This is a genomic window from Brucella sp. NBRC 12953 (assembly GCF_040369775.1).
GTDB classification, from domain to species: domain Bacteria; phylum Pseudomonadota; class Alphaproteobacteria; order Rhizobiales; family Rhizobiaceae; genus Brucella; species Brucella pseudogrignonensis.
This window is the reverse complement of sequence record NZ_BAABSV010000005.1, coordinates 162,473-186,732: the sequence shown is the minus strand read 5'-3', so window position 1 is coordinate 186,732 and position 24,260 is coordinate 162,473. Positions and strand designations below refer to the sequence as shown.

The following is a 24,260-nucleotide window of genomic DNA, read 5'->3' as shown; positions in this document are numbered from 1 at the left end:
ATTATACCAAGACCATATTTGTGCGATTAGCCGCCGCGCTGGTCATAGCCTTCAACGTCGTCGCCTGTCATTTTATGATGTAAATACTGTTTCAGGCGGTCAATTTGCTCCGCACTCCAGCCATCCACATCGGCGACTTCGATCCAAGCATCGACATAATGTTCGGGTGCGTAAACGTGACCGTGTCCAATAGGCGTTGCGGTTGCGAACGCCATATCCAAGGCCAGCTGCAGCATGGTCACGACTGGATACCAGCGTAACTGTGGTGAAACATCGGGACCACGCGGTTCGTTCATCCAGTCCGGCTGGCGGTAGAAAGAATGGCTGTCAAAAAACACGACTGCATCGCTGGCATATTGCAGATAGACGATGCGTAGCGGTCCCCAACGGTCGCCGTTTCCAGGTGCCTCACCATTCTGGTTCATAAACCGAGCAAAAGAGCCGTCTTTGAAGACCGGCAACCATTCCGGAGTGTCAGGATTACGGTCGCGCGTGATTTGCTTCCAGTCGCGGCTAGGGAAGGGAGGACCGCTCCATAATGCGCCGTTGATCGGGTCTGCCAGCATTTCGAATAGCGAAACTGATTTCTCGGAATTCATCGCCCCGAGGCTTAAACCATAGAGATAGAGGCGAGGTCGTTTATCTTTTGGCAATGCCTTCCAGTAGTTGTAAACGGTCGTGAACAACGCCCGCGAGGCCTCTGCGCCATATTCCGGCTGAAACAGAAGTGAAAGCGGGCTGTTGAGATAGGAATATTGCATCGCGATGCTGGCGACATTGCCATCGTGAAGATATTCGAGTCCATCCATAGCCGCAGGATCGACCCAGCCGGTTCCTGTGGGAGTAATGATTACCAGGATCGAGCGATCAAATCCGTTTTGTCGTTTGAGCTCATCCAATGCTCGCTCAGCACGCTGCTTGGGGGTATCTGCAACATTCAAACCCGCATAAACGCGGATAGGGTCAATGGCCGGGCGTTTTGTGAACGATGATATTTCAGCGCCCGTTGGACCCGACGAAACAAACTCGCGTCCTGCTCGGCCAAGCTCATCCCATTGTAGCAGTGATGCAGCGCTTCCTGTTTTATCAACCGCCAAAGGCTGGGGGCGATCGGGCTCGATCAGCGCGTCATATTCGCGAAACGAACGATCAAGCACTTCGAATGTGGATTGGATCAACAGGCCGTTTGCGATTGTCCAGATGAGGACAACGGTCACTGCAACACCAATGACGTTAGCTACTCTGCGAGGTACGACACGGTGTATTCGTGTAGAAATAAATCGGCCAAGCCCGATAAGACCGCGTGCCAAGAGCAGAAGGATCAAAAAGGTTATAACAGCTAGTCCGCAGACGCTTGCAGGATAGGCGCTGGGCACTGGCTCCATGCCCATCACGGCGCGGACTGAATTTTGCCAGCCGGCCGAAAAATAAAGCGCAGCTATAGCAACTGCCAGACAGATAAGGCCAACGAGTAAATTAACACGGCTGCGCAACCATTCCCCCGGCTCGGGCAGCTCCAGATAGTGCCAGACCCAACGCCAAAATACGCCCAGGCCATATCCAGAACCAAATGCGACGCCGCACAATATGCCCTGCATGACATAGGTCCGCGGAACAAGGCTTGGTGTCAGTGCCGCTGCGAACAATAAAGTTGCGAGGGCAAGCCCTATGCCAGATAGGGAATGCCTGAATCGATAGAATGCATTGGCAACGAAGGACATGAAAAACCAAAATGCTGGAATGAGTTACACCCGTGAGCCTACAGTAACATTTCAACAACAGGAATCGATTTTTCAAAGCTCGAAATTTTTGGCTAGTTCGTCAATTCCGACGCGATTCTTTGTCGTCTCGGATGGGCGGGCGCGGAAATTTTGTTGATAAATGCGCTTTTTGACGGTGGAAAATCGGCGGCGCACCCAGCTTATCGTGGAAATCTGCCGATTGGTGTCGTTTTTTTGAATTTATGTTGAAGAAACTTGATTTTATGGTGTTGACCATTCTGAAAGTCGCCCGTATGTTCCGCCGCACTTCCAGGGACGATTTGTTCCCCCTCTGGGAGCGCGTAGCTCAGCCGGTAGAGCAACTGACTTTTAATCAGTAGGTCCAGGGTTCGAATCCCTGCGCGCTCACCAAAAATCTCCAACAATATCAAATATTTGATCTTGGTGTGGCATCGCAATCCATGTGCCGCAGATATTCAGGAATTTCCCAGAAAAACACGCATTTTCAGGATTGCGCGGGGAATCGACGGCACATGGTTTGACACATGGCACACGGCTTACGCGGCGTGATCTGCTTCCAGACTTTCCATCCATTTTTTGAGGCTGGATCGGCGAGCAGCAACGGTGCCACCGAGCTTAAAGCTAGGCATAATTTTATCGTAGACCAGCCGATACGCTTGGCGCCTTGTGACGCCTAGATATTTAGCGATAGGCTCGACGCCCATAAGCAAATCAGCTTCGTTGTCGTTTTCATGATGCATGTTGATTCCCTCATTGTTGTTAAATTGTTTGGAACAAAGATTCCTGGTCCACGTTATTGCGGCAAATTTCCCTTCTAAGGATATGGAAATGTGGCCCGTAAACAGCGCGATTCAAAATTTTTACTACCTCTCAGAACAGTCGAACGGTCTTTGGGCCGTAAAGGAAACCGTCAGTCAGAATCCGGTTTCTCTCAATGGGCAGTTTTGTTGCTCACTTAAGAAGCGCGATGCGGAAGAACTGATTGAGTATCTCAACAGCCTGGACGCTTCGCTGGCGGCTTAGCCATGGTCACTCACCGCCTTTCAGGGCTTGGCGACCGGCACGTTCTGCCAACAATGCCGACAATCTTGATCTATGCTGTGGCTTTGTTGAAGCGAAACGAATGCAGTGGCCCAAATGTCTATCCGACATTTCACTGATAAAAAGGACTTCATCGCGGTCCCTAGTTCGCCACTGGTCAGCGGAACACCTGCACTCGCCATTCGAACGTTGTGAGTGCCAGTCCTTTTCGGAAGGATCAGGAAGATTGTTTGCAACGTGATTGGCGGTCAGCTTCATTCGCTCTGCTCCCCTAGTGGGCTGCTTTCGCGTCCGCGAACAACGATTTGCGTTTTTGTGCGATAGATGTAGAGCGAATAATCAACGCAGTCCTTGGTGAATGCCACGCCGTTCCTAAGCCCCATTCGATCCGGATATTGACGTACGAAATGAACCGCTAAGTTGGCCGCATAGGCCAAATCATGCTCATCAACGTTCACAAGCTTAATCGTTGCCATTTACTGCCTCCTTTTGCGCGCAAGAGGGCTTCCATGCGAACTATGTGTAGTTTCAAAAGGGAAATGCGGCTTTCGATTATGTCTGGACGAACTTCTTCGATAACCTGTTCATCTCTCACTGGTTTTCTGTCGTGGTGCATATGCAGCCATGTATCCAGTAGGTACGCCTCAACATTGTAGCGGCAGAAGTTAGCAAATCCGTCTTGCCTATCAGGCCCGTCCAGCTTGGATAGTCTGTCAATGAGGGTCATGGGCGATCCTCCAAGGCGGCGCGAGCCGTGTTGATCATATCCTGCAGAATGGTTCGATACGGGTCTTTTAGGCAAATCATGTCATGGCTGGCGATGTCGGCCAACGCCTTCCTGGCCGCCGCGAGTTGGATTTCGAGGGCTTCGAACTTAGTGTCCGCCTCTTTTCCCAACTTGATCAGTTCTTGAAATGCAGCGTCATCGCGAGCAACCCGCGCCGTCAGCGCCGAGTTGTCGGCTTGTAGAGTTTTGACGTGAGCTTCTCGGTCTGCCGCTTCGCCACGCATAACTTGCGTAACGCGCTCGACTTCCTGTTTCAATCGCTTGGTCGTGTAGCGCGGTGCGTTTTCATCATCGCCCATAATCATGGCGTTGATCTTTTTCAGGCGGTCTATCTCGGCGTCACGCTCCGCAATGATGGCCTCAGCCTGCGAGCGGGTGACGAGTTTAATATCGTCGGTACTCGAAGCCACATATTCCTTCGCCCACATTGCCATGGGGACGACTTTCCATTTTTCGTCCTTCAAAAATCCAAGTTGTGCCGCGTTGGTCCAAGCAACCGTCTCCAACCCCTCGACCGGCGCGGCGGGGCGGGTGTTCCAGCGTGTGGCTGCTTCTTCGGGCGTCTCGCCTGTGACAGAAGGACCGACATCACATTGATCGTCGCTGCACGAAATCAATTGTTTCGTTGGTGCGCCTCCATGCCAAGGCTGCATTTCAGCGGCTGCCCCGCAAAACGGGCAAGGCTTCAATTCATTCGCCATGGTTGCTGCCTCCTGTCGGGCGGGTGGACGACGCTCCCGTTGAGGCTGGGAGGCGGTCATTGTTAAACATTGTGATATCTCCACAACCTTGAAACCTGGCTTCTCCAGCTTATCTGTCTCGCATAGCAACAAACTGCTGATGCCATGCCGATACTTCATTTTGACAAGCGGCAAGAGCCGGATGGAACATGGACCGTCGTTAAGCTCTCAACGGGCGAACCTGCGAAGCTGAACGGCCAATTCTGTTGCAATCTCCGGCGCGATGAAGCCGAAGAGATAACCAATTATCTTAATCTGTTGGCGGACCCTGACGAGCCGCCGCCTTGATAGATCGCACCTCATCACCAACGACGACAGCCCGACCTGTTGCCGCCAGACGGCGAGCAACAGGTCGGGGAATTCCAGCGCTTCCAAGGGAAGCCCGGCCTAATCGCTGCGGGCCGAGCCTCAACGCGTTTAAGTACGCAGCGTCTATACTGGTGCCGCGGCTGTCCATCACGCCGCCCTCCGCTTGAAAGGACGGCGATTGTCGTTGGCCGGTCGCACGCGGCGCATACGGAACTTCTCGCCCGTTTTGCGCGACATGTCATATGCAATGTCTTTGATCTTTGCGGCGGTTGCCGGATCGCTTACGCGATACCAACGGGCAATCGACAGGATTGCTGCTGCTGTGGTGCCCTGAGCAATGAACTCGTCGGCGGTAAGAATGTGCGTGTGTCTGTTAGACATGAATTGATGCTCCTCGTGTGGTTTTGGTGACCGTGACGGCCCGTGGCGTGAAAACGCTCGGATCGTCGATGGCTGGTAAATCCTGGGGCGCTACGCCCCGTCGCTATCTTTCGCGGTAACTCATGTGACGCCGAGCCCAACAGCGCCGATGGTCACAAAGAAACCAATGACAACCGTCATCTCAACGGCTTCGCGCGCTGCGTATCGTATCCAAGGCATGGGGCGAGCGTGCTTCTTTGCACGGTGGTCGGGACGACGCATTGGTTCGTCACTGCCTGCGCGATGCACTTCGGTGTGCAGCTCAGGTTCCATATCGGCGAGCATTTCCAGCAGAGCGCGGTTCATCACGCAGCCTCCGCCAGCTCGGGGTCTTCACTAGCGACAGTCTCAACGCTGGCACCGGCCTCGCGGAGTTCGGCGAGAAACACATCATGGTTGGATGTGGCGATCGCGCCGCTTGTCTGGAAAACTTCGTATGTTTCGCCTGGGCAGAGCTTGGCAAGGCGCGTTGCCTCAGCCAGTGCTTGCTCAAACGAGCCGTGTTCATACGGTAGGGTAGTGGCTACGCTGACGCGGCCGGTTAGTTTGCCGCGGCGGAATACAAAGAATCCGCCGCCGATTACTTCGTTCTTTCGAGGTGCTGGCGATCTTCTTCTTCTCGGGGTTTTCGCGTTCGTCATTGGGTTACTCCTCGTGTTTGGTTGGTTCAGCAGATCGAGCTGGTGAGGCTGTCTTCGTGCTGTTCTGTCACCTATATATGCTTATCAGTCACCGCATGTCAACATAAACGATGACAAAAACACATCAACGAAATTCGCATGGTTAACCAAACATAAAGAATGTTCTTGAAATGTTCTCATTATGATGGAATCATAATTCCAGTGTTAAGGGTGTGAGGTGTCATGTATCCGCTGTTTGTCGTGCAAGGATTTACTGCGTGCAGGTGGGGGGTAATCCCTGACACTCCGATCCAGGTTGATACGGAAGATCATGCGCTGAGGCTGGCTCATCGCTTGGCGTGCGAAAAGCCTGCTGTTCTTGCTTTATATAGATGGAATAATGAGACGCAGATCATCGCAGCTATCGGCCGAGTACCTGATAGCGCGCTTGAGGCTGTAGTTAATGGCTAGTCTTTAACGGGTGTTGTACTTGCCAACGACGCGATGACAGACCGGCCAATCTGCGCGAAATTCCTTGAATTCCTTATGCGGATTGTACTGTTCCAGCATCCATTCTCGGTCATTGAAGCCGACGAGTCGCTTAATGATCGCTTCGTTCTCGTCCATTGCGCTTGTGTGATAAAGAATTACGTCTTCATCGCGAACTGGCGGCAAATTCGGGTTTACGAGTGCAGTTTCGCCGGGGCGGTAGGCGGGAACCATTGATTCCCCAGACAATAGAAGGCCGTAACCACCCTTAACGCCCTGCAGGACTGCAGGCATTTTCATATAACTGATGGGATCAAAGGTGATGATGACGTGACCATCGCCTCCCTTCGCCGCAGCGTAAACAGGCAGGCCTCGTTCCTGGCTTACGAGCTGATCGCCGGGGATTGGTGTTGGTGTGAACGTATCAGAAGTTGGTTTCACTGACGTCGCAGTCATCTCGCCGTTGCCAAAGGCAAGCCAATCCTCATTAAGATCCAGCGCACGAGCCAGGCGGGCAACAAACTCAACGCTGGCCCCGCGCTTCCCGCCTTCCAAAAGACTGATCGACGACTTGTCGCGCCCAATAAGGGCGGCAAGGTCAGCCTGGCTCATTCCTTTAAGGTCACGCGCCAAACGAAGGCGCTGCGCGAAATCTTTGTCCATGTTGCGCTTTTCGCATATTGTTGTGAAAATGTAACGTGCGAAAATGTCACCGTGTGTTGACACAGATGCGAATCTGTCATATATAGGTGTCATCAACCGGCGCATAAGACGTCGGATAGTTCGAAGGAGGGCCTACCTCATGATGCCAGAGAACATCCTCCCAAGGATATCGGCACTCAATAGATAGAAGCCGCGGTGAAGCGCAATTGAAACTGAGGAGAGAGCAAATGACCAATTCCGCCGAAAGAAGCGAACCGGCTCTCGTTGAGGCGCCGCCATAGGATCAATAGGGACGCTGCTGACCTGAATAGGGTCAGTGGCGCTTTCGGCATTCCTGAATGTCGAGAGATTTATAGGACGGCGTTGTGAGCCGGCACCACCCGCTGCTCCGCCGTCCTCGTAATACCCCGGCTTACACGAGGAGGGCTTGCGCCACTTCTACACCGGGGGTTCCTTCGCGAGTACCACCCCGCGCAGGACAACAGATGGCTTCACCGCAGCTATTTGTCAACCAACACCACACACGAGGAGAGAATGAAAGATTATGAAACCATAGAAGAAGTGCATCGCATGCACGAGGTGGGCGCTAACCCGACTGAAATCGGAAATGCGCTTAGCCTGCCCAGATCGACGGTAGCTTCAATTCTCCGCCGACCGATCCCAAAATCTACAGCCGACCGCATTATCGTGCGGTGTGTTTCTAACGGTGGATGGTCCACAGCCAATCACTGCTTCAGTTATATCGCAATGCCACGCATTCGTGCGCTGGAAGCCGCGAACGACAATTACGAACAGCCGGGCGCAATCGCAGCCTGAGCAACGTTGGTCGTGTCGTTCTTGACCGGCCACAGATCAACCTCCTGACAGGAGGAATATCAATGAAATCTCATAACTTGCGTGAGCCCCACAAGGCTTACGAAACCAAATTCACGCGGACTGGTGAGCGGGACACGACAAACCGCAAGCCTTATCGAACAGTCGCGCAGAAGCAGCATGCCCGCGACACTGCCGTCCTTAAAGACGGTCGGTATGTTTCTAACGCACCTGTGTCGTTCAGCAGAACGAAGCGGGGTGCAGCGTGACTTGCGAATGTGGTGACTGCTGGGATCTGCCCGGCTCAATTGTGACCCACAAGCTGACAGGCTGGAAGGGGATCATTATCGGCGATCGAGACGGCTGCATGTTCCTCACAGTGCGGTTCTGGATACCAGGTACTGGCCTTGGGACGATCGAGGTTTCGCGCTTCGAAGTCGAACCACCGGCCAATAATGGCGACGGCGGTGGCGGCTCTGAGATCGGAACAGAAGAAGCCAATGTCATTCCGGTCGATTTCACCAAGGGCGTGAAATTGACAAAATCAACAAAGACGAGGGGAGTAGCTTGATGGGTAATGTGAAAGTTGGAGATAAGGTTAGAAGCCTGGTAACACAGATCGACGTTCGCGCAGGCGGACTTTACGAGGTAAAAACCGTCGATGGTGGTGATGTTTGGGTCATCGATGACGTTGGCGACAACTGGTATTTGACGTCAGATGAATTTGAAACGCTGCCTGTAGCTGCGAAGGCACCGGAAGACAAGCCAGCTTTCAAGGGCGGTGATCGGGTGCGTTTGACTGCCAATGAGGGCGATGGTCGGTATAGCGGTTCCATCGGTGTCATCGAGAAAATCAATAATAATTATGCGCGCGTATTGTTCGATGCGCCCTTTACTGGATGGGGAGAAACAGGGCGCAATTGGCACGCACAATTATCTGACCTTGTCGCCGCTCCCCTAAAAATCGAAGCAGGCCAATACTATCGCACGCGTGACGGCCGTAAGGTTGGGCCTATGGAAGCTTGGTGTTTCGGCGGCTGGCATTCTGATCGTGCGGAGCATCCGCTGAACGGGGGCGTCTGGCTTGATGATGGAACCGCGAAATACGCTGGAGCCAAAGATAGTCCTGACCTCATCGCCGAATGGATCGATGAGCCTGTCAAGGTGGCTGCTCCGGTTGCAAAACCCGCAATCGTTGCGCTGATTGAAAACGGCCAGCCAAAGCCGTCCGTGGCGCCGTTCGTTCACGCCAATGAAACGTTGGCCGCGAAGGAAGCCGCACGTCTAGCCAGCCTCCAGAAAGGCAAGGAGTTCGGCGTGTACGTGATGACGCAGAAGGTGAGTGAGCCTGCACCATCCTATAAGCACGAATGGCAACGGTTCGCTGCGAAAGGCGAGAAGATTTCAGCGATCAAAGAGCTGCGATCTGTGACGGGTCTCGGGCTTAAAGCGGCAAAGGATGCCGTCGAACACTGGATCGCGCACGACGAGCCGTACTCGCGCATCGCCGCCTAACCAGCAAATCCCACCGTTAGACCAGCCAGCCCCGCTGCAATCGCGGCGGGGAATGAGGAGGTATTATGCTCAGATTTAATAAGGGCGGTGCCGAATGACGGCGCCCTTCAAAGACTACATCGGTGAGGACGACCGGATCTTGTCCAGCGAAACTACGCTGGGCCTTGGTGATCGCTTCGTCATGGGGCTGGCAGTTGTCGCGGCTTTAGCGCTGGGCATCGGCTTTTACTCATGGGTGCTGTTGTGAACGCCGTCACGCCAGCCGGTAATGGCACCGGGAAGATTGCACGTTCGTTGGCTCTCACGGGGTTTACCCTTGGGCTTTTACTGGTCGTGGCAGGCTTCATTTTCTGGAACGCAGTGCTGCCTTTCTACGGCCTGCTTTATTTGTGGGGTGGCCAATGACCTACCCACGGTTTCCCACGCTGGCCACATCGGCGCCAGTCTGGCTGATCGGCTCGATCATCCTGCTGGCCATGATGATCATCATTCAACTTACCCACTAACCACACACGAGGAGTTACTTATGGCTATCAGCCTATCAAGCCTCAAATCGACGAAGAGAAACGACCCGCCGGTCATGCTTTTGTATGGCGTCGACGGCATCGGCAAGACCAGCCTTGCATCTGAGTTTCCAGATCCGATTTATCTGGCCACAGAAGGCGAGCGTCCGCCATCTGATATCGAAATGGCAACGCCAGGCACAATTGAAAGCTTCGAAGATTTGCTCAACATTATCGGCGAACTGCTGACTGTTGAGCATGATCGGCGCACCGTGATTATCGACAGTGCCGACGGCCTCGAACCGCTTGTCTGGGCTGCGACATGTGTCCGCCTTGGTATCAACAGCATTGAGGAAGCTGGGTTCGGTAAAGGCTACGTGGAAGCCGACACCGAATGGAATGAGCTCATGTCGGCCCTGTCTGCGCTCGCTCAAGCCGGCATTTATGTGGTCATCCTCGCTCACCCCGAGATTGTGCGCTTCGACAGCCCGACGACAGATCCATATTCGAGGTACCAGCCGAAACTGCACAAGCGCGCTAATGCACTTGTTCGAGAAAAGTCTGATGTTGTGGCGTTCATGAACTACCGAGTTTCCATCAAGGAAAAGGAAGTCGCGCGCCAGACAAAGGTCGCCCATGCCGAGGGCGGCAAAGAGCGCCAGATCCATCTGAATGAAGGCGCAGGCTTCAACGCCAAGAACCGGTATTCAATGCCCGACGCCGTTCCATACCGCAAAGGGCAGGGCTTCACCGAGCTGGCGAAGTACTGGCCGGACACGATGCAGGAGGTTGCTTGATGGAAAAAGCACTAGCTGGACTGGTTACCGTTGCCGCCATTCTTTTCTTTGCACCGCTGATCGGCGTTCTCTTTGGCGCGTTTTCGGGATGGGTTGTCGGCTTCTTCTTCACTGAAACAGTGCAGGCATTCCTCACCGCTTTAAGCATCAATGCTGGACACATGTCACTTTGGCAGATCGGCGCTGCGCTTGGCTTCATCGGAGGGTTTGTCCGACCCACCGTGTTTCGCGCAAAGTCTTAACCTGCGCATTCACCACACCACCAACACGAGGAACTAACACATGGCGAGACTTGGAACGGCGTTTGACGCCACCCAACACGACACGACGCAGTCGGACTATTCCGAACTGCCGAACGGCACATACAAGATGGAAATCGAGGCGGCCGACGTGGTGCCGACTTCGACCGGCAGCGGCACCATCCTGAAAACAACCCTGAAGGTGCTAGAGCCTGCTGAATACGCTGATCGCAAGCTGTTCAACAACTACAACATTGAGAACAAGAACCCGCAGGCGCAGGAGATCGGCCAGCGACAGTTCGCCAGCCTTTGCCGCGCGCTCGAAATGTCCTCGGTAGAAGACACCGACGACCTGCTCTTCAAGTCGTTCACGGTTCGCGTCGCCCTCGGCAAGCCTTCAAAAGACGGCCAGTATCCGGCGCGCGCCGAGATCAAGAAATACTTCTTCCCCGACGAAAATAACGTGCCTGAGCCGAGCATTGACGCTCAGCAGCCTGCTGCGGCAGCGCAGCGCCCAGCCAACGACAACCGTCCTGCAGCGGCAAACAACAACAAGCCAGCGCAGCCTGCAAAAGCTGCGGGCAGCCGTCCTTGGTCTAAGTAACAACCGACAAGCTGCCGGTGCTTGCGCGCCGGTAGCCCACCGAACCGAACACGAGGAGTTTTGTATGGCTTACGAATCCGAGCGCAGACAGATCGATGGTGCGCTTCCGATACGCTTCGACGGTGCGTTTGTTGCTGGTGGCGCAGTCACAAGCGTCTTTACCGGGACTGACATCAATGACGTTGACTTGTATTTCAAATCTCGCTGCGCATTCGAGCGAGCTGTTTATGATGCATATGAGGAGGGCCTTTGGTGTGTGGCTGCCAGTAAGCGCGCCGTTACCTTTACTGACCGGAGCAACAATATTGCTCAGTTGATGTATTTTGACTTCTTCCCAAGTGCGCTGTCTATTTTTGACGCCTTTGATTTTACCGTTTGCATGGGAGCGGTGGATCTGGACACGGGCGCCAACGGTGCAGAATCTGGGTTTGCCTTTCATCCTGACTTTCTGAAGCACAACAGCCAGCGCTTTCTGAAGTTCAATGCTGGCACACGCTATCCACTCGCATCAGCTACCCGCGTCCTGAAATATCAACAGCGTGGCTACACCATAGGAAAAGGCGACATTATGAAAGTTGCCTTGGCCGTTCGCGGCGTGAAGATCGAAACTTGGGAAGACCTCAAAGACCAGATCGGTGGCGCGTATGGTGACAAGGTTGTGCTGGGTAACGAGGACAAGCCTTTCACCATTGAGGCGGCTATTGAGGCGCTGACTGTGGACGATGCGGAAAGTGAACCATGGGTGCAACCGGCCAACGATAATATGCCGGGCAATGCAGAAGCTCTGCTGGAACACCTTGCCGATCTCAATGGCATCGAATTTGTTCCGCCTGAGCTTGATGAAGACGGCTGGCCTCTCGCAGCCTAAAACCAACCACGGCGCGGTCACCAGCCGCGCCTACCGCCACCAACACGAGGAGAAACCCATGCGGGTAACGCTTGATCGAGCGCAGCTTGCGCACGCCTTGTCTACCGTGACAAAGGCGGTCGAGGCCAGAACGACAATCCCAATTCTTGGCAACGTGCTTTTGTCCGCGGACAAAGGACAGCTGAGCATCACCGGCACCAACCTTGATCTGGAAATCAGCACCAGCTTGCCGGTTCTGGACAGTCAGGACGGCACTGTTACGGTTGCAGGCAAGCTGCTCCTGGATATTGCCAAGCGCGCTACAAGTGACATTAGCTTGGAATCCGACGGCAATCATCTGGTCGTTAAATCTGGCAAGAGCCGCTTTAAGCTGGATACTCTGCCAGCCGCTGACTTTCCGTCCTTCAACCACGGAAGCTTCGACACCAAGATCGAAATCGATCTCGCTGCGCTCGTGCAGGAAGTGCAGTTCGCTGTCAGCACCGAGGAAACCCGTTATTACCTGAACGGCGTATTTCTGGAAGCAAAGGACGGACATATCGTTGCCACGGCGACAGATGGGCATCGTCTCGCGTCGACACGCATTGAGCAGGACGCCGCGTTTGCGCCGGTTATTCTCCCAAACAAGCTGCTATCCTTGCTGCCGACAGGCGTTGTGTCGGTTTCGCTATCGTCAAACAAGGTGATGGTCGAAAGCGGTTCAACCGTTATCGTGTCGAAGCTCGTCGACGGCACATATCCAGATTACGAGCGCGTTATTCCCAAGCCATCGGAGCGTGTCGCTACGCTGTCGGCGAAAGCACTGCGCGAAGCTGTCGGCCGCACGTCTGTTATCGCCAGTGAGCGCGGTAAGGCAGTTCGCTTCTCATTTGCTTCGGATGCTCTGACGCTCAATGTTGCTAATCCAGATCGCGGCGACGCAACTGAGGAGATGGAAGTCAACTTCAGCAGCGAGCCTCTGACGATCGGTTTCAACGGTCAGTATGTCACCGATCTGATGGCGGCGTTTGGTGCGGATGAAATCACGATGTCGATGGCGGACTCCGGTTCGCCTGCGCTGATCACGTCTGCCGGTCGTCCGGGATACAGGTGCGTAATTATGCCGATGCGCGTGTAGACCGTGGCACCACTCCCCAAACCTCAATCAACAACCGTCGGCGCGATCTATGCTGCTTATGAGGCCCAGGCGAAATCCTGGGACTCGTGGGGCATCAGCGTGGGCGAGGCGGGCACCGAATGCGACAGGGCGCTTTGGTATGCCTTCAGGTGGGCATCAGCTCACGAGGTCCATACCGGCCGCCAGCTACGCTTGTTCGAAACGGGTAACATCGAGGAAGACCGGCTCGTCGCTGATCTCGAGCGCATCGGCGTCGAGGTCTACGGGCAGCAAGACAAGATCCGGCTCGTGTCTGGCTTCGTGCGTGGCAAGTGCGACGGTAAGGCAATGAATGTGCCGGAGGCGTCGAAGACAGAACACCTGCTAGAGTTTAAATCAAGCAACGCCAAAGGCTTCGCGCTGATTGTTAAGGATGGATGCCAGAAAGCAAAACCGCTGCACTATGCGCAGTGCCAGCTCGGAATGCATGCCTTCGGTCTGACGCGGTGCCTATATCTGATGTCGTGCAAGGACAGCGACAGCCTTTATTCCGAGCGCATCGAATACGATCTGGAATTCTGCCTTCGGCTGGTAGCGCGCTGCGAACGCATCGTGTTTTCGGACACTCCACCAAGTAGAATTAGCGAAAACCCGGAGTTTTTTGGATGCATGTTTTGCAAGCACAAAGCCGTCTGTCATCACGATGCGCAGCCGCGAGTGAACTGCCGAACCTGCCTACATGCTCAGCCTGAAAGCGGCGGGGATTGTCATATCTCGTGCGCGCGATGGGCAAAGCCTTTGTCGATCGACGAACAGCGCGACGGGTGCCCGGCGCATTTGTATCTACCGGGAATGGTGAATGGTGAGCAGATCGACGTCGATGAGGACGCAGAAACGATTACTTATAAGATGAAATCTGGAGAGGTTTGGGTGGATGGCTCTAAGGGTTAGGACCAGTATTGGGAAAGGTGATCCATCTCTTCATCGACTGCAATCAACAGCAGTCGAGCCTCAACTTGGCCTTTGCTCAGGTAATCCTTTGCTGAATTTGCTTGAGCGTCAGATATTTCGATTGCCATATTAAGATTGGTATTCATCAATTCGATATGAGCAACTGTTTTCTCATTCAGAATTTCTTTGTACCGCTTAACGGAACTTGGAGGAATGATCGAGACGTATATGCTCCTCGAGTTTATAGCTGAACCCTGCAACTTGGCGATTTCGAATGTGCTGTTAATGGTTTCCATTGCATAGCCGCGTATATTTGCCAGAGCGTCGATCTCTGCTTTCAGGGATCTCTTTACGTTGGCGATATGTTGCCTTCGCATCGCATCCAACTGCTGCTTAGCAACCACGACAGCAACCAAAACCGGGATGCCCGCAAGGATCGTTCCGTAGTCCTTCGTAAGAAGCAAGAACGCTTCCCCAAAGGTCGGCAGCTTTGCATAGAGCGCACCGAAGACCATCGCGCAAACACTGACGTAGACCGCTGTCGCCACGTACAAAATCGACGAAGAAAACTGCTCGTTTTCTTTTTCTGCATTCTCTTTATCAGACAAGGTAACGCCCCCAACATGCTAACCTTACGAAACTACCAGTCAGAAGCAATAGACGCCGTGTTCGACTATTGGCAAGAGGAGGCGGGCAATCCGCTTGTTGATCTTGCGACGGGCTGCGGCAAGTCGTTGGTTATGGCATCTCTGATCCAGCGCCTCGTTGAGGGCTGGCCCGATATGCGCGTGATGGTCGTTACTCACGTCGCGGAGCTTATCGAACAGAATTATCTGGAATTGCTTGGCGTTTGGCCATTTGCACCTGCAGGCATCTATTCGGCTGGTTTGGGTCGTCGTGATGCGCGCAGTCAGATTGTTTTTGCAGGCATTCAGACTGTTCACAACAAGGCGGATCAGCTCTGTGGCGTTGAACGAGACGCCAAGGGCCAAATAACCAATGTCTCAACTCACGTCGACGTCCTGATGGTTGACGAGTGCCACCTGATCCCGATCAACAGCAACACGATGTATCGCAAGTTCATTGATGCGCTACTCGAGATCAACCCGGATATGAAGATCCTCGGACTGACTGCCACACCTTATCGGCTCGACAGCGGGCGCTTGGACGAGGGCGCGGATCGTCTGTTTGACCAGATCGTCTATACCTACGGCGTTGCAGACGGCATCCGCGACGGCTTCCTCGCTCCTTTGACGAGCAAGCCGACAGCAACTGAATACGACGTCAAAGGCGTTGGTCGGCTTGGCGGAGATTACAAGCAGCGCGCGCTGGAAGAAGCAATTAATCGCACTGACCTTAATGATGCTGTGGTTTCTGAGATCATCGCAAAGGGCGCTGATCGTCGCTCCTGGCTTTGTTTCTGCGCCGGCGTAAAGGCTGCTCTGGACGTGCGCGACGTCTTCAGATCGCGCGGAATTACGTGTGAGGCCGTAACGGGCGATACTCCGAAGGAAGAACGCCGCCGCATCCTTGAGGACTTCAAAGCATACCGCATCCAGTGCGTGACCAATAATTCAGTTCTTACGACGGGATTCAATCATAAGGGGGTTGATTTAATTGCATTTTGCCGCCCAACTCTGTCTTTGAGTTTGTATGTTCAAATGGCGGGAAGGGGCACTCGTCCGCTGTATAAAGCGGGTGTGCCACTTGATACTGTTGAGGAGCGGCTTGCTGCTATTGCGTCAGGACCAAAGAAGAATTGCCTCGTTCTGGACTTCGCGAAACTCGTCGATCGGCATGGCCCTGTCGATATGGTCGAGCCGAAAGCACCAAGCGCTGGCAACGGTGAGCCGCCAATCAAGATCTGCCCGACAGTGTCAGACGACAACGGAGCGGTCGGTTGTGGTGAGAAGGTGCATATCTCGCTCATGAAGTGCCCGTGCTGCGGCTATGACTTCCCGCCGAATGAGGATGAGAAGCTAACCCGCCAAGCCGCGGACGTTCCGATTGTCAGCACCGCCGAAGCAGAATGGCGCAAGGTGACGGGCCGGACGTTTCACTTTCACGAAGGTAAGGGCGACAAGCCGCCGTCGGTCAAGTGCAGCTACATCGCGGGCTATACCCAGATAAATGAATGGCTGTGCCCGCAGCATACTGGTTTCGCACAGACGAAGGCGCATCGGTGGTGGACGCAGCACGGAGGTCAGCGGCCGTTTCCAAAGACGGTCATTGAATGGCTTGAACGCCAGCGTGAGTTGCTCACCACCGACGAAATCAGCGTCGTTCCGAATGGCAAATACTGGAATGTGAAAGACGTAAGGGCAGGAACCGCGGCCGATAACGACAACGTTCCGGAGTCTGCAAACGACAATGTGTCGGTAGGCCTTTCGGAGATGCTGGACGACGAGATTCCGTTCTGAAGCAAGCCCCTAAAACAAGAAAGCCCGCTGCACTGGGAGGAGGAGTGTGCAACGGGCTGATCTGGAAAGCGCGACTGGGAGGAGGAGTGCCGCGCTTCGAGTTCAGCCTCTGGGAGGAGGAGTGAGACTGAACAACCCGAAGATAGGTAGCTGGTATGATGATTACAATGGGCGATGATGCACATCAGTTATGCAGCATATGCATGGCCTTAGAAATGGAAAACCGCCCGGCAGCGCAGAAGCGCGCGCAGGCGGTCTTGTCCTCCCAGACGACGATCGTTTAGCAGTATTGATTTAGTAAAGCAACAAGTACCGATAAATACATAATCCCACAAGGTTAGTGGTATTTGATTTGTTCTTATGAGTACATGAATGGCCCAGCGTTCTTCTTCAGAAAAGGCCCGTATCGCGCTTGGGCGGGGGGCTTGGGTAGCGCGATACGGGTGCCGTCCTGCGAACAGGATGCCGACATTAAATAGGTACGAGCGCTGAATTCGGAAATGACAGTTTGTTGCAGTTGCAAATTGTTAGTGCAGCAACCAAAAAAGTCGCCCTGCAGCGAGGGCTGTCAGAGCGACTGCGTACGGCGCCCCCACCCGGAAGCCAATACGCAATTCAAACGTAACATCAAAGGCATGCAAGTAATAGTTACATTTACTTTAGATTCCTGTTGCGTCGAATGACGACCACACCACAATGAGTATTACCGGCCTTACCAGCCAACGACACGAGGAGAATTCAATGACCAATACCGACGCAGATACCTACGATCCGTACAACGCCAGAACCACGGCGCAGCCGGGACATAACAACCCGCCGGCGTCTGCATATGAAGAAATCAAGCAGGAAATTGAAGACCTATTCGATGAGGCGAAAAATTTCGCAGACGGCGAAGCGATCGACAATCAGGCGTTGGCAGACGCTGTGACTGAGTTGCACGATAAGATCCACGATGCTGGCAACCGTGCTGATACCGCTCGCAAGACTGAAGCCAAGCCGCACGATGACGCTAAGGCTGAAATCCAGGCGTGTTACAATAAGCTGATCGGCAACACCAAGACGTCAGGCAAGGGCAAGGTCGTGCTTGGCAAGGAAGTGTTGCAGGGGCTCCTGACACCATGGCGCAATAAGGTTGCCGCTGAAAAGGAAGCTGCTGCCAAGGCAGCGCGCGAGGAAGCCGACCGCGTAATCCGGGAGGCGCAGAAAGCCATACAGGAGAGTGCTGGCAATCTGGAAGCGCGCGAGCAGGCAGAGGAACTGGTCAAGGAAGCCAAACAGGCTGACCGTTGGGCTAAGCGCGAAGACAAGGCAGCAACGACTGGTACTGGCCTGCGCTCGGTATGGCATTGCGATCTGGTTGATGAAGGCGTGGCTTTGGATTGGGCATATGGCCGTGCGCCGGAGCGTTTCAAAGCTGTCGTGCAAGCAATGGCCGAGGAAACCGTACGCGCCGGTATGCGTCAGGTGCCGGGCTTTAATGTGCGAGAGGAGCGCGTTGCGAGGTGATGGGTGAAGTTCGCCAAGCTGATCTTACGCTTCACCTCACTGTGGAATTATAGCATTCTGGCTGCCGTTTAGAAGAGTTGGTTGCAAAATATTGGGGGCTACGCATGTCGAAGATGGGTCAAACGATTGCCGATGTTGATGCCCTAGTGCAATCCAATAAGGAATTTGCCGTGAAGTTTATGTCTCCGGAAAGACCGATCTGGACGACAACACTTTTCCTGTTAGCGTCGCTGCAAAGAATCGAAGCGAATGCTGCTGGATTCAAAGCAATGGTCGAAAGTAGAAATTATACGATCATGTCAGCCATTTTGAGAATGCAGTTAGATACTGCTATGCGAGTAAACGGCCTTCTGTTGATGTCAAACCACGAAGACGGAATACGTCGAATTCTAGGTGGCGAAAAATATAACAAGTTGCGGTGCCGTTCTGGAAATAAGCTGATGGATGGTTACCTAATAGAAAAACTTTCAGAGAAACACCCGTGGGTAAAGATAGTATATGAACGAACGTCAGGTATGGTTCACCTATCAGGAACGCATATTCACCACGCGTTAGACTATGAGGGATCTGCCGAAGAGAACGGAACCCTGAAAGTAGATCTTATTATTGGTGCTATTAATCCAACTATCCCAAACGAATTGCATGAAGAGGTGGCGGAGGCATTTCGCCACGCAACGGCAATTGCTTCAGCACTAGTTATCACGTTACTCGATCATCACCCCTTGCGCGCTAAGTAATCATTTTCCCGCTCCCCTTGAGCAAAAATGCGCTTAGTCAGCCACCTACATCCGCCAGCCACCAACTGGCGGGTTACCACACACGAGGAGAGAATGAATGCATGCACCGCTACCCGGCGGGCCTTTTGGCTGCGTCCTTGCGGACCCGCCATGGTCTTTCAGAACGTACGGAAAAAAAGACGTTGCACCGGCACGAGGCCGTCAGCCTTACGGCGTGATGTCGCTCGACGATATCAAAGCGCTACCTGTCGAACAGGTATGCGCTCGCGACTGTTTGTTGTTCATGTGGACGGTGTCGCACCTACAGGCCGCTGCAATCGACGTGGCAGCCGCATGGGGCTTTAAGCCCGTCAGCGTTGCTTTTGTCTGGGACAAAGGTCGCATGGGCATGGGTTACTGGACACGGCAGGAAGTCGAAATCTGTCATTTGTTCAAACGCGGTAAGCCTCGACGCCTGTCAAAAGGCGTGCGCTCCCTCATTAAGGCTCCGCGCCGCGAGCATTCCCGCAAACCAGATGAGCAATACGGACGCATCGAGAAGCTGGTTGACGGTCCTTATCTCGAGCTGTTCGCCCGTCAGGCGTGGCCGGGCTGGTCTTCATGGGGCAATGAGTCTGAGAAGTATGTGGCTGCAACTCCGGTAGCCGCAAACGACAATCAGGATTTGCTGGGGAGGGCGGCTTAATGGCGAAACTCACGAAGGCTCAAGCAAAGGCGCACTCTCAAGCAGTTGCCCTCCTTCAGCAAGAACGGTTGTCGGAAGACGATAAGGAATTCGTATATCGCAACTGGAACGAGGGCGCGAACCACGTAAACGGCGCAGCTGGTGCTTTCTTCACCCCATTCGATATGGCGTTTGATTTTGCGATAGATGCTGGCGGCGGTCGCATTATTGACCTGTGCGCTGGGATTGGAATGCTCTCTTACGCAATTTGGCAGCGTAGCCGTTTCAACGATAATAGGCCGCAAATTACCTGTGTAGAGCGCAATGCCGAGTATCTTGAGGTCGGGAAAAAGTTACTGCCAGAAGCAGAATGGATTCACGCTGACGTATTTGATGTTCTCGATATGGGACTGGGGCACTTCGACACTGCGATTAGCAACCCTCCGTTCGGAAACATCAAGCGGACCAGAAATTCCCCGAGATACAGCGGCAAGGACTTCGAATTCCACGTAATCGATATTGCGGCACATCTGGCGGACTACGGCACGTTCATCGTTCCACAAATGTCGGCAGGCTTCAATTATTCCGGACGGAATAGCTATGAGCGTCAGACCAGTGGCAAAGCCGTTAAGTTCCAGAAGTTGACCGGTCTGCATTTCGATGCAGGCTGCGGCGTCGATACTGCCTATTTCATCGATCAGTGGAAAGGCGTCTCTCCAATGTGCGAGATCGTTTGCGTTGAATTTACAGATGTGCCCGTCGTTGCCGCGAAAGCGCAACCGGCGAACGACAACCGGCCGCTTGTGCAGCCCAGCCTCTTCGGTGACGCAGCATGAGCCATCCAGATCAATGCCACGTCTGCTTCCGCCACGCCGTAGGTCTCGGCGTGCAGGAACCCAAAGAACCGATCCGCTGGCTATGCAAGGATTGCGCTGACATTGCCGAGCATATCCGCACACGCCGCAGGCTAGATCCTTACGAACTGCGTGCCCTTGATACAGGCGTTGAGGCCGTTGGGGAATTTTTGCAGTCCATACAGAAAACCGACCTTGCGGAGTGCGATGAACTCGAAGCGCGCATGCTGGTGAAAGCCGCATGGGAAGGCTGCGGGCGAGGAATGCGGGAAGCACTCAAAGAAGCACCATTTTAGGAAAGGCGCCGTTTTGACCGCCTACTACAATGAATTTGATGCGAAAGCTGCCGCTTGGCTTCGGGAGCTAATCAAGGCAGGACACATAGCACCGGGAGATGTTGATGAGCGTTCAATTGTCGATATTCGACCTGCCGACCTCGTCGGATACACACAATGCCACTTCTTTGCCGGGATCGGCGTCTGGTCCTACGCTTTGCGTCGAGCCGGATGGCCCGACGACAGTCCTGTCTGGACAGGTTCTTGTCCCTGTCAACCTTTCAGCGCGGCAGGCAAAGGAGATGGGTTTGCTGACGAGCGGCACTTATGGCCGCACTTCCACTGGCTTATTCAAAACTGCCGACCTGCAGTGGTCTTTGGCGAGCAAGTTGCGAGCAAGGACGGACTCGGCTGGCTCGACCTTGTACAAGCTGACCTGGAAGGATCGGGCTACACCAGCGGGGCGGTCGATACCTGCGCTGCGGGCTTCGGTGCGCCGCACATCAGACAACGGCTTTATTGGGTTGGACAAAGGATGGACGACGCCACAGGCGCACGACACGTCAGGACGTTCGAAAAGTCAGAAAGCAATTCACGGGACCAAACACGGCTGTGCTTGCCTAGTGAGGGAAGCCGACTTGGCGGGGTGGCCGACGCCTACTGTGACGAACAACGGCAAGGGCGAGACACCAGAAGCAAGACAGGCGAAGGGCTTTGGTCTGAACTTAGCGGATGCAGCATCGATCGCGGGTTGGCCCACGCCGACGGCATTGGAGCGCAATGCAAATCTGGAGACACACCAGAAGCGTCGGGACTTTCGGAAACGCAATGCCAATCAGAACACCACGCCGATGTATCTGAACGAAGCAGCCCGGATCACAACCGACGCCGAGATTTGCGAAGCGATGGGGTATCCTGTGTCTCATCATGGCCCGGCCCGACTAACGGCCTCTGGTCAGATGCTGACTGGGTCCACTGCCGGGATGGAAAGTGGCGGCCAGTTGAACCCGGCACATTCCCGCTGGCTAATGGGGCTGCCGCCCGAGTGGGACGATTGCGCGGTTACGGCAATGCAATCGTTGCGACCGCCGCGCAAGCCTTCATCGAAGCGTATCTCGAAACCGAACTAGTGGCAGCAAACGACAACAACCCGTATGCCAAAGCCGCTTAAGGCAGTCGACCACTGCCACCTTCGTGGTGACGTTCCATGTATTTTCGACAGAGTTGAACAATCGCTTCATTGGCCTCTTCTTCGGACAGGTTCGTCTGAAGATGGCCTTTGAATGTGATTGGCTCTCCCTTGAACACATCGATCACTGACCAGCTGCCGTCGGCCTCGTGTCGTGCTGCATAACCATTCTCAGCCATATTTTCCTCCTTCAGGAGTTCACATGCACCATTTACAGATGCAGACTGCAATCGCAGATACCGACCCAATGCTCGACGTCGCGCTGTCGTATCAGGCGCAAAACTGGCCAGTCTTTCCTTGCCGCCACTGCGACGAAGAAATTATTGATCCTCAAACAGGCGAAATCGAAATCCTCGCCACCAAGACCCCGCTCACAAGCAACGGGTTCCGTGGCGCGACGCTGAACGAACGTATCGTTCGCGAATACTGGCGCCGCAATCCGTCCGCTATGATCGGCGTGCCAACCGGTGCGCCTATTGGTGCATGGGTGTTGGATATCGATCCGAAACACGGCGGCGACGAAACGCTTGCAGCGCTGGAGGCCGCACACGGCGCGCTGCCTGCAACGCTAACGGCCGAAACCACGAGCGGCGGCCGTCACTATTTCTTTCGTCATCGTCAGGGCGTTCGCAATCGTGGCGCACTTGGTTCAGGCGTCGACGTACGAGGTGACGGCGGTTATGTCATTGCTGCCGGCAGCGTGCCGGAGGTTGGCCTGCCTTATCGCTGGATCGCGGAACAAGAGCCGGTCGACGCGCCGGAGTGGTTGCTGGATTTGGTGCTGCCACGCTCATATGAAAGCACGTACACCGCAGCGCCGTCTGTCAGTGGCAAGATAAATGACCGCTATGTCGAGCGTGCAGTTCAATCCGAGCTGGACGATCTCGCGCTTGAACCGATGGGCAATCGCAACAACCGTCTGAACGACGCGGCGTTTCGTTTGGGCACTTTCGTCGGGGCAGGCGCTCTGGCTGAATCCGAAGCGCGCGCTCTGCTGCAGGACGTGGCTCGCGGATGGGGCCGCGACTGGCCGCGCTGCGTCAAGACGATCGATAACGGCCTGGCTGCTGGTGCCCGCAGCCCGCGTAGTGTGCCGCAGAATGACAACGATAACACGCGTCTAGTCGATATCAGCCGTATGATCGCCAATGGCCTGGCGAAAGCGGAGGCGCGCACTGACGTTATTGCCGAGCCAGTCGCGGACTTCGATGAGAATATTAGCACTATTGAACAAACCACTGAAAATAAAAGAGCAATCATTGCAACGCCGTTTGTCTGGAAGGACCCGGAGACCCTGCCACGGCGCGAGTTTGCGTTCGGTAAACACTTCATTCGCAAGTATGTTTCAGTGACTGTCGCGCCGGGTGGACTTGGCAAAACTGCGAACAGCATCGTCGAGGCGCTGGCCATGGCTTCGGGAAAAGCGCTCAATGGCACGAAGCCGCCGAAGCGTCTGAAGGTCTGGTTGTTCAATGCCGAAGATCCGCGCGACGAACTTGAGCGCCGTATCATGGCGGCATGCATTCATTTCAATCTGAAGCCAGCAGATATCGATGGGCATCTGTTTTTAGACACAGGCCGCGAGCAAGAATTGGTCATTGCGATCGATGACAAGAAAGGCGTGCGGATTCAGGAGCCGGTCGTTGAGGCAGTCGTTGAGACGATCTCTGAGCTTGGGATTGACGTGATGATTGTTGACCCGTTCGTGTCGACGCACCAGGTCAATGAAAACGACAACGGCGCAATCGACAAGGTGGCCAAGCTTTGGGCGCAGGTGGCGGATCGGACGAACTGCTCAATCGATATCGTGCATCACCTGCGTAAGGTGAGCGATCGTGAAGCGACTGTCGAAGACGCTCGTGGCGCAGTCTCACTTATCGGTGCGGCGCGATCAGTGCGGGTGCTTAACCGCATGTCGGAAGCGCAAGCCAGTGAGGCTGGCCTTACACACGAAGCGCGGTTCTCATATTTCAGCGTGGTCTATGGCAAGTCAAACTTGTCGGCACTGTCGCACAAGGCTGACTGGCGCAAGCTGGAAAGTGTTGCGCTTGGGAACGGGCAAGGCCTGACCAAGCCGCAGGACCATGCGCCGGTTGTGACGTCGTGGGCATGGCCAACGAGTGAGGAGGTGGCTGAAACCCTCACCGAAGACGAACGCAACGCGATTCGTGGTGTTGTGAACGGCGGCATGTACAAGCCGGCACCGCAGGCCAAGGATTGGGTAGGGCGTGCAGTTGCGTATGCGCTGCAGCTCGACGTCGATGAAGAGACGGACAAGAAGCGTGTCGGGATGATCACCAAGGCGCTATTTGCGGAAGGCTTCCTAACGAAGGTGGAAGACCGAGATCCTGTTCAGCGCAGGGCGACGACGTTTGTGAGAGCTATGTAGTATAATGGGCCCCGAGAGGGGCCTTTTTC

Annotated in this window: 32 protein-coding genes and 1 tRNA gene; 22 read left to right on the top strand and 11 right to left on the bottom strand. The window is 54.4% G+C overall.

Annotation, left to right across the window (positions count from 1 at the left end; translation table 11 throughout):
* Positions 1 to 26: 26 nt before the first annotated feature.
* A complete protein-coding gene (locus tag ABWV94_RS13890; RefSeq protein WP_113499152.1) occupies positions 27 to 1,721 on the bottom strand; it encodes an alpha/beta hydrolase in 1,695 nt (564 codons plus the stop codon).
* 335 nt (positions 1,722 to 2,056) lie between these two features.
* Here ABWV94_RS13890 and ABWV94_RS13885 point away from each other — a divergent pair.
* Positions 2,057 to 2,132 (top strand) — tRNA-Lys (locus tag ABWV94_RS13885).
* Positions 2,133 to 2,278: 146 nt separating this feature from the next.
* Here ABWV94_RS13885 and ABWV94_RS13880 read toward each other — a convergent pair.
* The gene (locus ABWV94_RS13880; protein ID WP_113499154.1) at positions 2,279 to 2,482 is read right to left on the bottom strand and encodes an excisionase family DNA-binding protein; all 204 of its coding nucleotides are present in this window, start codon (positions 2,480 to 2,482) and stop codon (positions 2,279 to 2,281) included.
* Positions 2,483 to 2,570: 88 nt separating this feature from the next.
* Here ABWV94_RS13880 and ABWV94_RS13875 point away from each other — a divergent pair, with 88 nt between their 5' ends.
* The gene (locus ABWV94_RS13875; RefSeq protein WP_162761744.1) at positions 2,571 to 2,765 is read left to right on the top strand and encodes a hypothetical protein; all 195 of its coding nucleotides are present in this window, start codon (positions 2,571 to 2,573) and stop codon (positions 2,763 to 2,765) included.
* Positions 2,766 to 3,037: 272 nt separating this feature from the next.
* Here the strand turns inward: ABWV94_RS13875 and ABWV94_RS13870 are convergent, their stop codons facing one another.
* From ABWV94_RS13870 to ABWV94_RS13840, 7 genes are all read right to left on the bottom strand, one after another.
* Positions 3,038 to 3,259 carry a hypothetical protein gene (locus tag ABWV94_RS13870; RefSeq protein ID WP_353413933.1) on the bottom strand — a complete coding sequence of 74 codons (222 nt, stop codon included), beginning with the start codon at positions 3,257 to 3,259 and terminating at the stop codon, positions 3,038 to 3,040.
* Entirely contained in the window at positions 3,238 to 3,510 is a 273-nt protein-coding gene (locus ABWV94_RS13865) for a hypothetical protein (RefSeq protein WP_353413931.1), read from the bottom strand. The genes ABWV94_RS13870 and ABWV94_RS13865 overlap by 22 nt, the downstream gene beginning before the upstream one ends.
* The gene (locus tag ABWV94_RS13860; RefSeq protein ID WP_353413929.1) at positions 3,507 to 4,271 is read right to left on the bottom strand and encodes a Lar family restriction alleviation protein; all 765 of its coding nucleotides are present in this window, start codon (positions 4,269 to 4,271) and stop codon (positions 3,507 to 3,509) included. The genes ABWV94_RS13865 and ABWV94_RS13860 overlap by 4 nt, the downstream gene beginning before the upstream one ends.
* Positions 4,272 to 4,766: 495 nt before the next feature.
* Complete coding sequence (locus ABWV94_RS13855; protein ID WP_113499168.1) at positions 4,767 to 5,000, bottom strand: hypothetical protein; 234 nt, start codon at positions 4,998 to 5,000, stop codon at positions 4,767 to 4,769.
* Positions 5,001 to 5,120: 120 nt separating this feature from the next.
* Positions 5,121 to 5,345 carry a hypothetical protein gene (locus tag ABWV94_RS13850; RefSeq protein WP_094544771.1) on the bottom strand — a complete coding sequence of 75 codons (225 nt, stop codon included), beginning with the start codon at positions 5,343 to 5,345 and terminating at the stop codon, positions 5,121 to 5,123.
* A complete protein-coding gene (locus ABWV94_RS13845) occupies positions 5,345 to 5,680 on the bottom strand; it encodes a hypothetical protein (RefSeq protein WP_235819192.1) in 336 nt (111 codons plus the stop codon). Before ABWV94_RS13845 ends, ABWV94_RS13850 begins: the two co-directional genes overlap by 1 nt.
* A 453-nt stretch (positions 5,681 to 6,133) precedes the next feature.
* Complete coding sequence (locus tag ABWV94_RS13840) at positions 6,134 to 6,811, bottom strand: XRE family transcriptional regulator (RefSeq protein WP_321208965.1); 678 nt, start codon at positions 6,809 to 6,811, stop codon at positions 6,134 to 6,136.
* Positions 6,812 to 7,345: 534 nt separating this feature from the next.
* On the opposite strand from ABWV94_RS13840, the gene ABWV94_RS13835 reads away from it, so the two are divergent.
* The 12 genes from ABWV94_RS13835 (at position 7,346) to ABWV94_RS13780 (ending at position 14,197) form a co-directional block, all read left to right on the top strand.
* Entirely contained in the window at positions 7,346 to 7,627 is a 282-nt protein-coding gene (locus ABWV94_RS13835; RefSeq protein ID WP_112808672.1) for a hypothetical protein, read from the top strand.
* Between the two features lie 62 nt (positions 7,628 to 7,689).
* Positions 7,690 to 7,893 (top strand): hypothetical protein, encoded by a 204-nt coding sequence (locus ABWV94_RS13830; RefSeq protein ID WP_113499174.1) that lies wholly within the window; start codon positions 7,690 to 7,692, stop codon positions 7,891 to 7,893.
* Complete coding sequence (locus ABWV94_RS13825) at positions 7,890 to 8,195, top strand: hypothetical protein (protein ID WP_094544777.1); 306 nt, start codon at positions 7,890 to 7,892, stop codon at positions 8,193 to 8,195. The genes ABWV94_RS13830 and ABWV94_RS13825 overlap by 4 nt, the downstream gene beginning before the upstream one ends.
* Positions 8,195 to 9,139 carry a ribosomal protein L7/L12 gene (locus tag ABWV94_RS13820; protein WP_353413925.1) on the top strand — a complete coding sequence of 315 codons (945 nt, stop codon included), beginning with the start codon at positions 8,195 to 8,197 and terminating at the stop codon, positions 9,137 to 9,139. Before ABWV94_RS13825 ends, ABWV94_RS13820 begins: the two co-directional genes overlap by 1 nt.
* A 94-nt stretch (positions 9,140 to 9,233) precedes the next feature.
* Positions 9,234 to 9,386 (top strand): hypothetical protein, encoded by a 153-nt coding sequence (locus ABWV94_RS13815; protein ID WP_162761746.1) that lies wholly within the window; start codon positions 9,234 to 9,236, stop codon positions 9,384 to 9,386.
* Entirely contained in the window at positions 9,371 to 9,544 is a 174-nt protein-coding gene (locus ABWV94_RS13810) for a hypothetical protein (protein WP_162761747.1), read from the top strand. Before ABWV94_RS13815 ends, ABWV94_RS13810 begins: the two co-directional genes overlap by 16 nt.
* A gap of 121 nt (positions 9,545 to 9,665) precedes the next feature.
* On the top strand, positions 9,666 to 10,439 hold the full coding sequence (locus ABWV94_RS13805; protein ID WP_113499176.1) for an ATP-binding protein: 774 nt from the start codon (positions 9,666 to 9,668) through the stop codon (positions 10,437 to 10,439).
* Positions 10,439 to 10,681, top strand: coding sequence for a hypothetical protein (locus ABWV94_RS13800; RefSeq protein WP_094544780.1), 243 nt, complete (start codon positions 10,439 to 10,441; stop codon positions 10,679 to 10,681). Before ABWV94_RS13805 ends, ABWV94_RS13800 begins: the two co-directional genes overlap by 1 nt.
* Before the next feature lie 40 nt (positions 10,682 to 10,721).
* A complete protein-coding gene (locus tag ABWV94_RS13795) occupies positions 10,722 to 11,282 on the top strand; it encodes a DUF669 domain-containing protein (RefSeq protein WP_113499178.1) in 561 nt (186 codons plus the stop codon).
* 64 nt (positions 11,283 to 11,346) lie between these two features.
* A complete protein-coding gene (locus ABWV94_RS13790) occupies positions 11,347 to 12,150 on the top strand; it encodes a Gabija anti-defense Gad2 family protein (protein WP_113499180.1) in 804 nt (267 codons plus the stop codon).
* A 58-nt stretch (positions 12,151 to 12,208) separates the two neighbouring features.
* On the top strand, positions 12,209 to 13,267 hold the full coding sequence (gene dnaN / locus ABWV94_RS13785) for a DNA polymerase III subunit beta (protein WP_113499182.1): 1,059 nt from the start codon (positions 12,209 to 12,211) through the stop codon (positions 13,265 to 13,267).
* 3 nt (positions 13,268 to 13,270) lie between these two features.
* A complete protein-coding gene (locus ABWV94_RS13780) occupies positions 13,271 to 14,197 on the top strand; it encodes a PDDEXK family nuclease (RefSeq protein ID WP_113499184.1) in 927 nt (308 codons plus the stop codon).
* On the opposite strand, the gene ABWV94_RS13775 is transcribed toward ABWV94_RS13780, so the two are convergent.
* Positions 14,194 to 14,805 (bottom strand): hypothetical protein, encoded by a 612-nt coding sequence (locus tag ABWV94_RS13775; RefSeq protein ID WP_113499186.1) that lies wholly within the window; start codon positions 14,803 to 14,805, stop codon positions 14,194 to 14,196. The two genes, ABWV94_RS13780 and ABWV94_RS13775, sit on opposite strands and share 4 nt — an antisense overlap.
* A 15-nt stretch (positions 14,806 to 14,820) precedes the next feature.
* On the opposite strand from ABWV94_RS13775, the gene ABWV94_RS13770 reads away from it, so the two are divergent.
* The 7 genes from ABWV94_RS13770 to ABWV94_RS13740 all read left to right on the top strand — a co-directional run bounded on the left by ABWV94_RS13770 (position 14,821) and on the right by ABWV94_RS13740 (position 21,824).
* Entirely contained in the window at positions 14,821 to 16,617 is a 1,797-nt protein-coding gene (locus ABWV94_RS13770) for a DEAD/DEAH box helicase (protein ID WP_113499189.1), read from the top strand.
* Between the two features lie 741 nt (positions 16,618 to 17,358).
* On the top strand, positions 17,359 to 18,123 hold the full coding sequence (locus ABWV94_RS13765) for a hypothetical protein (RefSeq protein ID WP_113499191.1): 765 nt from the start codon (positions 17,359 to 17,361) through the stop codon (positions 18,121 to 18,123).
* 104 nt (positions 18,124 to 18,227) lie between these two features.
* Positions 18,228 to 18,860 (top strand): hypothetical protein, encoded by a 633-nt coding sequence (locus ABWV94_RS13760; protein ID WP_113499194.1) that lies wholly within the window; start codon positions 18,228 to 18,230, stop codon positions 18,858 to 18,860.
* 97 nt (positions 18,861 to 18,957) lie between these two features.
* On the top strand, positions 18,958 to 19,545 hold the full coding sequence (locus ABWV94_RS13755) for an MT-A70 family methyltransferase (RefSeq protein ID WP_113499196.1): 588 nt from the start codon (positions 18,958 to 18,960) through the stop codon (positions 19,543 to 19,545).
* The gene (locus ABWV94_RS13750) at positions 19,545 to 20,360 is read left to right on the top strand and encodes a methyltransferase (protein WP_113499198.1); all 816 of its coding nucleotides are present in this window, start codon (positions 19,545 to 19,547) and stop codon (positions 20,358 to 20,360) included. Before ABWV94_RS13755 ends, ABWV94_RS13750 begins: the two co-directional genes overlap by 1 nt.
* Positions 20,357 to 20,674, top strand: coding sequence for a DUF6511 domain-containing protein (locus tag ABWV94_RS13745; RefSeq protein ID WP_113499200.1), 318 nt, complete (start codon positions 20,357 to 20,359; stop codon positions 20,672 to 20,674). The genes ABWV94_RS13750 and ABWV94_RS13745 overlap by 4 nt, the downstream gene beginning before the upstream one ends.
* A gap of 13 nt (positions 20,675 to 20,687) precedes the next feature.
* Entirely contained in the window at positions 20,688 to 21,824 is a 1,137-nt protein-coding gene (locus ABWV94_RS13740; protein ID WP_353413918.1) for a DNA cytosine methyltransferase, read from the top strand.
* Here ABWV94_RS13740 and ABWV94_RS13735 read toward each other — a convergent pair.
* Positions 21,821 to 22,021: a hypothetical protein gene (locus ABWV94_RS13735; protein ID WP_113499204.1), complete on the bottom strand. Its 201-nt coding sequence runs from the start codon at positions 22,019 to 22,021 to the stop codon at positions 21,821 to 21,823. The genes ABWV94_RS13740 and ABWV94_RS13735 overlap by 4 nt on opposite strands.
* Positions 22,022 to 22,044: 23 nt before the next feature.
* On the opposite strand from ABWV94_RS13735, the gene ABWV94_RS13730 reads away from it, so the two are divergent.
* Positions 22,045 to 24,231, top strand: a complete 2,187-nt coding sequence (locus ABWV94_RS13730; protein WP_353413915.1) for a bifunctional DNA primase/polymerase — start codon at positions 22,045 to 22,047, stop codon at positions 24,229 to 24,231.
* Positions 24,232 to 24,260: the final 29 nt, after the last annotated feature.